The organism is Streptomyces sp. NPDC004721, from assembly GCF_053601495.1.
On sequence record NZ_JBSGBZ010000008.1, the window covers coordinates 98,332 to 108,661 of the forward strand.

Here is a 10,330-nt window from a genome sequence, read left to right on the forward strand (position 1 = left end):
CGCGAACGCATGATCGTGTCGTTGCCGGATTGTTACCTACCGGCCAGCGTTGAACTTTAGTTAAGCCTGGAAGCAAGTTTGATTCTGTGTCAGCCTGACGATTCCACCCGGGGAGGTCTCCAGAAGGCACCAAGCGCAGAGGGGGACCGGTGAGTTCCGTCATCAGCCTTGAGCTCGGGCCGAAATCCAACTTCCTTGGATATCGGACCAACATTGCAGGCCGGACGGTGTGTGTCCTGTCCTCCAGGGCCGCCACCGACCGCGCGCTCCAAGCGCGCATCAGGCGGTTCATGAAGGCCCAGGGCCAGGATTGCGGAACCTGCGGCGGCTGCCCGGTAGGGCGGGCACCCTAGGAGAAGCAGTCCGCGGGGAGCGTAGGCGGCAGGGGTACCCGCCACGCTTCCGCGCTCTCAACTCACGCATGTCACCGGGGGGATGACGAATGCCATCTGTCGAAGTGCGAGGCAACTCGATCCGCGTCAAGTGGTGGGGCGGCGAGTACAAGCCCGGGCCAGACGGCAAGCCGACGAAGAAGAAGCGGTACGAGAGCGCCTCCGGCCCCGAGCCCGGCGTGCCATTCACGGACGAGCAGGAGGCCTACAACTACGGCCTCGACCGCGAGTCCGACGTACGCAACAACCGGCACCGCCCCAGAGGCTCCGGCCCGGTAGGCATGGAGGAGTACTGCGACCTCTGGTTCGAAGAGGTCGACCTGCGCGTACGGTCCAACAAGACGTACAAGTCGCGGTTGAACGCCGTCATCAAGCCCTACTGGGCGCCGTGGACCGTCGATCAGATCACGCCGCTCGAGTACGCCGCGTTCGACAAGTTTGTGACGGCCCGGTACTCGCACAACTACCGCAAGGGCGTCCTCGGCCTGTTCAAGATGCTCATGGACGACGCCGTCGTGAAATACAAACTCCGCACCGAAACACCGATCGTGGAGCAGCGCCGGCGCGGCCGCTACGAGAAGAAACAAGTCCGGCGCGTGAAGCGGCCGTTGCCCTTCCGGGCGGTGCACCAGCTCGCCGTGAACGCGCACACCGTGTGGGGCTTCACCGGCTGGGTGTACATCTGGACACTGGCCTTCAGCGGCATGCGGCCGCCGGGCGAGATGTTCGGGCTGCAGCGAGGATTCTCCTCACCGAACTGGCCCCAGGCGGAGCCCGACCCCGCACTGCGTGAGGAAGCGCTCCAGCGGTACCAGAAGATGCCGGCCATCCGGGTCCAGTACCAGACCTACACCGACGACCGGCGGCAGGTTCTCGCGGCTCCGAAGTACGACTCGTGGAGAACGCTGGTGATCCCGCCGTTCTTGCACGAGATGCACCAGGCGCTGCTCGCCTCCCATCGGAGCCCCTGGACCTTCGTCTCTATGACGGGCAAGCCGCTGCTGTCGACGAACTTCGACGACCAGTACTGGTTCCCCATCCGGGACGGCGCGAATGAGCGTCCGGCCCGGCCGCGGTACGAGCGGTGGGCGCGGCCGGCGATCCCGGCCGTGGAGGAGATGGCCGGTGAGGACATCTACCGGCTGCGGCACTGGCACAAGGCCCTGTTGGACGAGCCGGGTGCGGATGTGGCGCGGGTGGCGATCGAGGGCCGGATGGGGCACGAGCTGCCGGGCGTGGAGGGGGTGTACAGCGAGGTAACCGTCGGGATGGAGGAGCGAATTGTGGAGTATCTGCAGGGCGTCTGGGAGAAGGAGGTAGTGGGGGCTGGATTGTGGGTGGCACCGTTTCCCATGTCTCTCCCAGATGATCTGTTGGATGAGGCTCCGCCGCTGTTCAGCGGCCTACCGGTGTTGGAGTAGGGATGATCGTCTGGATCAACGGCGCTTTCGGTGCGGGGAAGACGACCACCGCACGGGAACTGATCGAACTGATCCCGAACAGTACGCTCTTCGACCCCGAGGTCATCGGCGGTGCGCTGACGTATCTGCTGCCGCCCAAACACCTCGCCGAGGTCGGCGACTACCAGGATCTGCCGATCTGGCGGCGCATGGTGATCGACACGGCGGCCGCGATGCTCGCCGAGCTGGGCGGAACCCTCGTGGTGCCCATGACCCTGCTGCGCCAGGAGCACCGCGACGAGATCTTCGGCGGGCTCGCCGCCCGCCGCATCGCCGTGCGGCACATCCTCCTGGCCCCGGCCGAAACGATCCTGCGGGAGCGGATAGCCCATCGGGAGGTCCCGCCCGACCCGCCCGACGGCGAGATACGCGTCCGCCAGTGGTCCTACGACCACATCGAGCCCTACCGGGCTGCCTTGGCCTCCTGGCTCACCGCCGACGCCCACCCCGTCGACACCAGTGCCCTCACCCCGCACGAGACGGCCGTCCGCATCGTCGAGGCCGTCAGCAGCGGTGCCGTGCCCGTCTGCGACATCGTGCAGACCCCGGAGCCCACCGCCGAGACCGTCGCCTCCGGGGTGCTCCTCTTCGATGAGCAGGACCGCGTGCTGCTCGTCGACCCCACCTACAAGCCCGGCTGGGAGTTCCCCGGCGGTGTCGTCGAACCCGGCGAGGCCCCGGCCCGTGCGGGGATGCGCGAGGTCGCCGAGGAGACGGGGATACGGCTGGACGACGTGCCCCGGCTGCTCGTCGTCGACTGGGAGCCGCCCGCGCCCCCCGCCTTCGGCGGTCTGCGCTTCCTCTTCGACGGCGGCCGGCTGGACTCCGCGGCGGCCCAGCGCCTGCTGCTGCCCGGCCCCGAGCTGCGCGACTGCCGCTTCGTCACCGAGCGGGAGGCCGCCGACCTGCTCCCACCCGTCCGCTACGCCCGCCTGCGCTGGGCACTGCGGGCCCGCGAGCGCGGCAGGGCGGCGTACCTGGAGGCCGGCGTCACGGTCGACTGACCGGCCGCCGGCCACAGCGGGGCCCTGCCGGGCGCTCGGACAAGTCAGGCTTGTCCTCGGCGGGTCGGGGCTGTCCCCGGTGGGTCTGGCGTGTCTCCGGCGGGCCGGGCGCGTCTGCCGTCAGCCGTTCCGTACAGGGACCCCGCTGCGAAGCGAGGGCCCTGGCCTGCCGGGGGCTGACTGGGTGTTCGCTCAGTCGGTCGCGTAGTTGCGCAGGAACAGGGCCTCCGCCACCGACAGGCGCTCCAGCTCCTCGGGGGAGACGCTCTCGTTCAGGGCGTGGATCTGCGCCTCCGGCTCGCTCAGGCCGATCAGCAGGATCTCGGCCTGCGGGTAGAGCGCGGCGAGGGTGTTGCACAGCGGGATGGAGCCGCCCTGACCGGCGTACTGCATGTCCTGACCGGGGTAGGCGACCGCCATCGCGTCGGCCATCGCCCGGTAGGCCGGGCTGGTGGTGTCGGCGCGGAAGGCCTGGCCCTGGCCGATCTGCTCGGTGCTCACCCGGGCGCCCCACGGCGTGTGGGCCTCCAGGTGGGCCTGGAGCAGCTTGGTCGCCTCGCCCGCGTCGACGCCCGGCGGCACCCGCAGGCTGACCAGGGCGCGGGCGCCGGCCTGCACGGACGGGGTGGCACCGACGACCGGCGGGCAGTCGACGCCGAGCACGGTGACGGCCGGGCGGGCCCAGATACGGTCGGCGACCGTGCCGGAGCCGATCAGCTCCACGCCGTCCAGCACCTTGGCGTCCTTGCGGAACTGCTCCTCCTCGTAGTCCAGGCCGTCCCAGACGGAGTCGCCGGACAGGCCGTCGACGGTCGTCGAGCCGTCCTCGGCGCGCAGCGAGTCCAGCACACGGATCAGCGCGGCGAGCGCGTCCGGGGCGGCACCGCCGAACTGGCCGGAGTGCAGGTTGCCTGCGAGGGTGTCGACCTGGATGCGGACCAGGGTCATGCCGCGCAGGGTGCTGGTGACGGTGGGCAGACCGACGCGGAAGTTGCCGGTGTCGCCGATCACGATGGTGTCGGCCGTCAGGAGTTCGGGGTGCTCCTCGGCGTAGCGCTCCAGGCCGCCGGTGCCCTGTTCCTCGGAGCCTTCGGCTATCACCTTGACGTTGACCGGGACGCCACCGTCGGCCTTCAGGGCACGCAGCGCGAGCAGGTGCATGATGAGGCCGCCCTTGCAGTCGGCGGCGCCGCGCCCGTACCAGCGGCCGTCGCGCTCGGTCAGCTCGAAGGGCGGGCTGGTCCAGCCGGCCTCGTCCAGCGGCGGCTGCACGTCGTAGTGGGCGTAGAGCAGGACCGTCTTCGCGCCCTCAGGGCCGGGCAGGTAGCCGTAGACCGACTGGGTGCCGTCCGGGGTGTCGAGGAGCGCCACGTCCGTGAAGCCCTCGGCGCGCAGCGCGTCGGCGATCCAGTTCGCGGCGCCCTCGCTCTCGCTCTTCGGGTACTGGTCGAAGTCCGCCACCGACTGGAAGGCCACCAGCTCGGCGAGTTCCGCCCGCGCCCTGGGCATGAGGGAGGCGACGGTCTCGGCGACCGGATTCGACGACATGGGCACGCTCCTTGTAGGTGCGAAGGCGCACTCGTGAGTACCAGAGTGATACTTCCGAGCACTTCTGTGTTCCGGATGATCGTGTCAGCGTAGGCGCGGCCCGGTGTACGGGGCACGTACGCTGCTGATCCTCCCACAGCGGCCCACCGTCGGGGCCGCCGTAGGATGCGGGAGACAGCAGCGGCAGGCGGCTTGGATCGGGAGCGGTAGACCATCGTGAGCAGCGAGAACTCTTCGGCGGACGACGTGCAGCAGGTGTGGGACGTCGTCGTGGTGGGCGCGGGACCCGCGGGGGCCTCGGCCGCCTACGCGGCGGCGGTCGCGGGGCGGCGCGTGCTGTTGCTCGAGAAGGCGGAGCTGCCCCGGTACAAGACGTGCGGCGGCGGGATCATCGGCCCGTCGCGCGACTCGCTGCCGCCCGGCTTCGAGCTCCCGCTGAAGGACCGCGTGCACGCGGTGACCTTCTCCCACAACGGCCGCTTCACCCGCACCCGCCGCTCCAAGCAGATGCTGTTCGGGCTGATCAACCGGCCCGAGTTCGACCAGCAGTTGGTCGAGCACGCGCAGAAGGCGGGCGCCGAGCTGCGGACCGGCGTCGCGGTCTCCCGGGTCGAGCAGCACGGTTCGGCGGTGCCGGACCGGCGTACGGTCGCCGTGGTGCTCCAGGGCGGTGAGACGGTGCTCGCGCGGGCGGTGGTCGGCGCCGACGGCAGCGCCGGCCGGATAGGAGCCCATGTCGGGGTGAAGGTGGACCAGGTGGACCTCGGCCTGGAGGCGGAGATCCCGGTGCCCGAAACCGTCGCCGAGGACTGGCGCGGGCGGGTGCTCATCGACTGGGGCCCGATGCCCGGCAGTTACGGCTGGGTCTTCCCCAAGGCGGACACGCTGACCGTCGGGGTGATCTCGGCGCGCGGCGAAGGCGCCGCCACCAAGCGGTACTTGGAGGACTTCATCGCCCGGCTGGGCCTGGCGGGGTTCGAACCGAGTATCTCCTCGGGGCATCTGACCCGCTGTCGGGCCGAGGACTCGCCGCTCTCGCGCGGGCGGGTGCTGGTGTGCGGGGACGCGGCCGGACTCCTCGAACCGTGGACGCGCGAGGGCATCTCCTTCGCGCTCAGGTCCGGTCGGCTCGCGGGGGAGTGGGCGGTGCGCGTCGCCGAGGCGCACGACGCGGTGGACACCCGGCGCCAGGCCCTGAACTACGCGTTCGCGATCAAGGCGGGACTGGGCGTGGAGATGGCCGTCGGCAAGCGGATGCTCTCGGTGTTCGAGCGCCGGCCGGGGATCTTCCACGCCGTCCTGACCGGCTTCCGGCCCGCCTGGAAGGCGTTCAAGGACATCACGCGGGGCTCGACCTCGCTCGGCGAGATCGTCCGCACCCACCCCATGGCCCACCGCGCCCTGACCGCGCTGGACCGGCGGCCGGCCCCGCCCGCCACCGAGGACCCGGTCAGTTCCTGACCGTGATGCGGAAGACCGGGTGGTCGGGGGCGGACGCGGTGATCTCCTCGTCGGAGGACTTCGCCGTCACGCCCTTGAAGTACCCGTCGACCTGCCAGCCCCACCTCTCCAGGTAGGTGCGCAGGATCGGGAGCTTCTCGGCGTCGGGCAGCTCCACCGCGGTGAACTCGCGGACCTTCCGCCCGACACGCAGTTCCCCGCCGCCCGCCGCGCGCATGTTGCGCACCCACTGGGAGTGGCCGCGCGCCGAGACGAGGTACTGCCCGCCCTCGTACGTGTGCGGGTTGACCGGAATGCGCTGCGGCTCGCCGCTCTTGCGGCCGCGGACCGACAGCTCGGCCGAGCCGGCGAGGCTCAGCCCGTGGCGGGCCAGCCAGCCGATGACGCCGTTGAGACGGACGGCCATCGGGCTGCCCTTGAGGTAGTACGGCGACGAGGACGAAGACGACGAAGAAGACGACACGATGACCCCCACGGGTTTGGGAGAGCAGTGCTCTCGCTTGATGAACAGTGTGGGGTGGATCGGTGATCCAAAGCAAGAGCAGTGCTCTTTTTTGTGTGCAGTGCTCTGAATTCATGGAACACTGGTCCGTATGAGCACCGCACAGGGAGCCCGCGCCCGGGCCAGGACGGAGATCACCGCGGCGATCAAGGACGAGGCCCGCAGACAGCTCGCGGCCGAGGGCGCCGCGAAACTCTCGCTGCGCGCCGTGGCCCGCGAACTCGGCATGGTGTCCTCCGCGCTGTACCGGTACTTCCCGAGCCGCGACGACCTGCTGACCGCGCTCATCATCGATGCCTACGACTCCGTGGGCGAGGCCGCGGAGGCCGCGAACGCGGAAGCGTCCGCCGCCGAGCCCCTGGCGCGCTGGACCGCCGTGTGCGAGGCGGTGCGCGGCTGGGCGCTCGCGCATCCGCACGAGTACGCCCTCATCTACGGCTCCCCCGTGCCCGGCTACGTCGCCCCGAGGACGACCGTCCCGGCCGCGTCCCGCGTCGGACTGGTGCTCATCGGCATCTTGCGCGACGCCCACGAGCGGCACGGGCTGGCCGGGCCGCCGCTCCCCGCCGAGCTGCGAGGCGAGGCCGAGCGGATGACCGCAGACCTCGCGCCCGGCCTGCCGCCCGAGGTGGGGGCCGCGCTCGTCGCCGCGTGGGCGCAGCTCTTCGGGCTGGTCGGGTTCGAGTTGTTCGGGCAGTTCAACCGGGTGGTGGAGGACCGCGAGCCGTTCTTCCGGCACGCGGTGGTCCGGCTCGCGCAGGGGATCGGCATGGGGACCTGACCGCCGCCGTGACCGGCCGCGCATCCGCGAGGGCCCGCACTTCCCGGCTCCTGTACGAGGGCGCGTACTCCCGGGCACCCGCGAGTGCGCGTGCTCCCGGGCATCTGCGAAGGGGCGTACTCCCCGGGAAGTACGCGTGATCACCTCGCCCGGCTGACGCCCCCGGCGGCGTCGGCCGTCTAGCGTGGCGGTCATGACGGAGCAGCGCGTACGCCGGGGCGGCCCGCCGCAGTGGTGGCGGCACGGCCCCCCATGGTGGCACCGCGCCGCCGAGGAGGGGGCGCCCCGCCGCCACTGGCCCTGGTTCTCCACCGCGCTGTTCACCGCCTTCGCGCTCGTCGGCACGCACTTCGCGGCCCGCAACCAGCACGGCCACCGGGAGCCCCTGGACGGCTACGGGCTCGCGCTGCTGCTCGTCACCTCGGGGCTGCTGCTGTGGCGCAAGCGGTATCCGGCGTTCGTGGTGTTCGGCACGGCCGCGACCACCCTCGTCTACTACGCCGCCGGATACCCCTACGGACCCGTCTTCCTGGCCGTCGCCGTCAGCTGCTTCAGCGCCGTCGTCGCCGGGCATCGCAGGGCCGCGTGGGCGTCGGTGGGCATGCTGTGGGCCGGGCACGCGCTGATCGCGCTCTGGCTGTACCGCTGGCTGCCGCCTCCTGGGGACACCGCCTCCTCCTGGGGGCAGGAACTGGCCATCGCCACCTGGGTGGTGGCCGTCGTCGCGGTCTCGGAGCTGGCCCGTGTGCGCCGCGAGCAGTGGGTCAAGGAACGCGCCGAGCGCGCCCAGGCCGCCCGGCGGCGGGCCGACGAGGAACGCCTGCGGATCGCCCGTGAACTGCACGACGTCCTCGCGCACAGCATCTCCGTCATCAACGTCCAGGCGGGCGTCGGCCTCGCCCTGCTCGACACTGACCCGGAGCAGGCGCGCACGGCGCTGACCACCATCAAGGCCGCCAGCAAGGAGGCGCTGGGGGAGGTGCGTCAGGTGCTCGACACCCTGCGCACCCCCGGCGACGCCCCGCGCACCCCGGCGCCCGGCCTCGGCCGGCTGTCCGAGCTGGTGGAGCAGGCGGCGACCGCCGGCCTCACCGTCGAGGTCCAGGGGGCACCGCCCCGGCTGCCGCCCGGCACGGACCTCGCCGCCTTCCGCATCGTCCAGGAGGCGCTCACCAACGTCGTACGCCACTCGGGCTCGCGGCACGCGCGCGTCCGCCTCGACCACGACCGCCGCGCGCTGCGGCTGCGCATCGACGACGACGGGCCCGCGACCGGGGCGGAGGCCGGCGGCAGCGGCAACGGCCTGGCCGGGATGCGTGAGCGCGCCGCCGCCCTGGGTGGCACCATCGACGCGGGAGCGCGTCCCGACGGTGGCTGGCGGGTGCTCGCCGTACTGCCCCTGACGACCGAGGAGGAGAACCGGTGATCCGGGTACTGCTGGCCGACGACCAGTCGCTGGTACGGGCCGGCTTCAAGGCGCTGCTCGACGCCCAGCCGGACATCGAGGTCGCCGGGGAGGCCGCGGACGGGGAGGAGGCCCTGCGCAAGGTGCGCGACCTGAGCCCCGATGTGGTGCTCATGGACATCCGCATGCCGCTGCTGGACGGCCTTGCCGCGACCCGCCGCATCACCGGCGAGCCGCGGCTGAAAGACGTCAAGGTGGTCATGCTCACCACCTTCGAACTCGACGAGTACGTCTTCGAGGCGATCCGCTCGGGCGCCTCCGGCTTCCTGGTCAAGGACACCGAACCCGACGAACTCCTGCGCGCGGTACGGGCGGTGGTCGGCGGCGACGCCCTGCTGTCGCCCGGAGTCACGCGCCGCCTGATCGCCGAGTTCGCCGCCCGGTCCAAGGAACCGGCGGCCGCCGACGCCCTCGCGCAGCTCACCGAACGCGAACGCGAGGTGATGGCCCTGGTCGGCATCGGCCTGTCCAACGAGGAGATCGCCCGCCGCCTGGTCGTCAGCCCCCTCACCGCCAAGACCCACGTCAGCCGCACCATGGTGAAACTCGGCGCCCGCGATCGCGCCCAACTGGTCGTCCTCGCCTACGAATCGGGCCTGGTGCGACCGGGATGGCTGGGCTGAGACGCCTGCCGGAAACGCACCAGCACGCCGACGACCCGGACGGTGAAGACGACCGGCGCGAGCACCAGGCCGGCCCACAGGAGCACCGTGGAGACGACCCGCGGCAGATCGAACAGCAGCACCGGGCCGGCCACGGCCCCGAACACCACCACCGCCGCGAACGCGGCGCTGCACAGCGCGTACATGATCTCTACGGTCATCGCGTCCCGCTCGGCCTGACTCCGCCGTCCCCCGTGAGCCCTCATGCCAGGAGTCAAACAGCCGCGTCCCCGGCGGGCAAGGGCGGCGCGGCGAGGCTCAGACGATCCCCGACGTCTCCCGCCACAGCGTGGCGAGGGAGCGGTCTCCCGTCACGTTCGGCACTGGGGCGCGGTTCCACAGGGCGAGGTACAACTGGTCGGCGGGGCCGGAGAGTTCGGTGTCGCAGGCGGTGGAAGCGGTCCGGGTGGTGACCGGAGGCTCGTCGGACAGGCGCACGGTCCACACCGCGTCCGCGTCCGTGGCGCGCACGCGCAGGACCCGCGGTCCGCGGCTGCGGACCCGGCTGCGGGAGCGGGCGTGGAAGCCGCGCAGCAGCTCGTCGATGCCGTCCACGGCGAAGGCCATGCCGAGGGTGTCCGGGGTGCCGCCGCGCGCGGCCTCGGCGTCGTGGCGGTGGACCGCCGTCTCGTGTGCCTGCCGCCGGGTCCAGAACGCCAGCGGGGACGGGGACGGAGCCGGGTGGAACGTCCAGCAGTCCACGTCGGATGGCGCCGCGGCCAGCGTCTCGACGAGCAGGCGGTGACCGGCCCGGTACCAGGCCACCAGCGCGGCGCCGTCCAGATCCGGCGCATCGCCCATCGGGCGCGGTGACGTGCGGGCGTCGGCGACGATGCCGGCGGCCCACCGGTGCACCACGCCCGTGTGCCGCAGCAGGTCCCGTACCCGCCACCCCGGGCAGGCCGGCACCGCGGCGTCGGGCCCCGCCTGCTCGGCGGCGGCCGCCAGCAGACGGCCCTGGCGGTCCAGTGCGTGAAGGTGCGCGGCGGTCTCCATGCCGGGAGTCTGCCGGACGCGGCCCGGCTCCGGGGAGAGCCGCCTCCGGCACCGGACCG

The 10,330-nt window shown here is 71.8% G+C and carries 10 protein-coding genes; 6 read left to right on the forward strand and 4 right to left on the reverse strand.

Features of this window, described 5'->3' with window-relative positions; all coding sequences use genetic code 11:
• Positions 1-442: 442 nt before the first annotated feature.
• Together ACWEK3_RS09605 and ACWEK3_RS09610 are read left to right on the forward strand one after the other, a co-directional pair.
• Positions 443-1,813, forward strand: a complete 1,371-nt coding sequence (locus ACWEK3_RS09605) for an integrase (protein WP_453249406.1) — start codon at positions 443-445, stop codon at positions 1,811-1,813.
• Between the two features lie 2 nt (positions 1,814-1,815).
• Positions 1,816-2,856, forward strand: a complete 1,041-nt coding sequence (locus ACWEK3_RS09610) for an NUDIX hydrolase (RefSeq protein ID WP_450538376.1) — start codon at positions 1,816-1,818, stop codon at positions 2,854-2,856.
• 192 nt (positions 2,857-3,048) lie between these two features.
• Here ACWEK3_RS09610 and ACWEK3_RS09615 read toward each other — a convergent pair whose 3' ends face one another.
• Positions 3,049-4,404 carry a M20/M25/M40 family metallo-hydrolase gene (locus ACWEK3_RS09615; RefSeq protein WP_450538374.1) on the reverse strand — a complete coding sequence of 452 codons (1,356 nt, stop codon included), beginning with the start codon at positions 4,402-4,404 and terminating at the stop codon, positions 3,049-3,051.
• 216 nt (positions 4,405-4,620) lie between these two features.
• On the opposite strand from ACWEK3_RS09615, the gene ACWEK3_RS09620 reads away from it, so the two are divergent.
• A complete protein-coding gene (locus ACWEK3_RS09620; RefSeq protein ID WP_450538373.1) occupies positions 4,621-5,865 on the forward strand; it encodes a geranylgeranyl reductase family protein in 1,245 nt (414 codons plus the stop codon).
• On the opposite strand, the gene ACWEK3_RS09625 is transcribed toward ACWEK3_RS09620, so the two are convergent.
• Complete coding sequence (locus tag ACWEK3_RS09625) at positions 5,855-6,271, reverse strand: nitroreductase family deazaflavin-dependent oxidoreductase (protein ID WP_225080025.1); 417 nt, start codon at positions 6,269-6,271, stop codon at positions 5,855-5,857. The two genes, ACWEK3_RS09620 and ACWEK3_RS09625, sit on opposite strands and share 11 nt — an antisense overlap.
• Before the next feature lie 187 nt (positions 6,272-6,458).
• On the opposite strand from ACWEK3_RS09625, the gene ACWEK3_RS09630 reads away from it, so the two are divergent.
• The 3 genes from ACWEK3_RS09630 (at position 6,459) to ACWEK3_RS09640 (ending at position 9,236) form a co-directional block, all read left to right on the forward strand.
• Positions 6,459-7,148 carry a TetR/AcrR family transcriptional regulator gene (locus tag ACWEK3_RS09630; protein WP_450538372.1) on the forward strand — a complete coding sequence of 230 codons (690 nt, stop codon included), beginning with the start codon at positions 6,459-6,461 and terminating at the stop codon, positions 7,146-7,148.
• Positions 7,149-7,341: 193 nt separating this feature from the next.
• Positions 7,342-8,574: a sensor histidine kinase gene (locus tag ACWEK3_RS09635; RefSeq protein ID WP_390876243.1), complete on the forward strand. Its 1,233-nt coding sequence runs from the start codon at positions 7,342-7,344 to the stop codon at positions 8,572-8,574.
• Positions 8,571-9,236, forward strand: a complete 666-nt coding sequence (locus tag ACWEK3_RS09640; protein ID WP_141363819.1) for a response regulator transcription factor — start codon at positions 8,571-8,573, stop codon at positions 9,234-9,236. The genes ACWEK3_RS09635 and ACWEK3_RS09640 overlap by 4 nt, the downstream gene beginning before the upstream one ends.
• Here ACWEK3_RS09640 and ACWEK3_RS09645 read toward each other — a convergent pair.
• Both ACWEK3_RS09645 and ACWEK3_RS09650 read right to left on the reverse strand, forming a co-directional pair.
• Complete coding sequence (locus tag ACWEK3_RS09645) at positions 9,197-9,481, reverse strand: DUF6332 family protein (RefSeq protein ID WP_361420670.1); 285 nt, start codon at positions 9,479-9,481, stop codon at positions 9,197-9,199. The two genes, ACWEK3_RS09640 and ACWEK3_RS09645, sit on opposite strands and share 40 nt — an antisense overlap.
• Before the next feature lie 52 nt (positions 9,482-9,533).
• Positions 9,534-10,271 carry a maleylpyruvate isomerase family mycothiol-dependent enzyme gene (locus ACWEK3_RS09650; protein ID WP_450538369.1) on the reverse strand — a complete coding sequence of 246 codons (738 nt, stop codon included), beginning with the start codon at positions 10,269-10,271 and terminating at the stop codon, positions 9,534-9,536.
• Positions 10,272-10,330 lie beyond the last annotated feature (59 nt).

Coding starts and splice junctions, on each gene's coding strand:
- ACWEK3_RS09625 (WP_225080025.1), bottom strand. CDS start 6,271: ATGGCCGTCCGTCTCAACGGCGTCATCGGCTGGCTGGCCCGCCACGGG.
- ACWEK3_RS09610 (WP_450538376.1), top strand. CDS start 1,816: ATGATCGTCTGGATCAACGGCGCTTTCGGTGCGGGGAAGACGACCACC.
- ACWEK3_RS09645 (WP_361420670.1), bottom strand. CDS start 9,481: ATGAGGGCTCACGGGGGACGGCGGAGTCAGGCCGAGCGGGACGCGATG.
- ACWEK3_RS09635 (WP_390876243.1), top strand. CDS start 7,342: ATGACGGAGCAGCGCGTACGCCGGGGCGGCCCGCCGCAGTGGTGGCGG.
- ACWEK3_RS09605 (WP_453249406.1), top strand. CDS start 443: ATGCCATCTGTCGAAGTGCGAGGCAACTCGATCCGCGTCAAGTGGTGG.
- ACWEK3_RS09650 (WP_450538369.1), bottom strand. CDS start 10,271: ATGGAGACCGCCGCGCACCTTCACGCACTGGACCGCCAGGGCCGTCTG.
- ACWEK3_RS09615 (WP_450538374.1), bottom strand. CDS start 4,404: ATGTCGTCGAATCCGGTCGCCGAGACCGTCGCCTCCCTCATGCCCAGG.
- ACWEK3_RS09630 (WP_450538372.1), top strand. CDS start 6,459: ATGAGCACCGCACAGGGAGCCCGCGCCCGGGCCAGGACGGAGATCACC.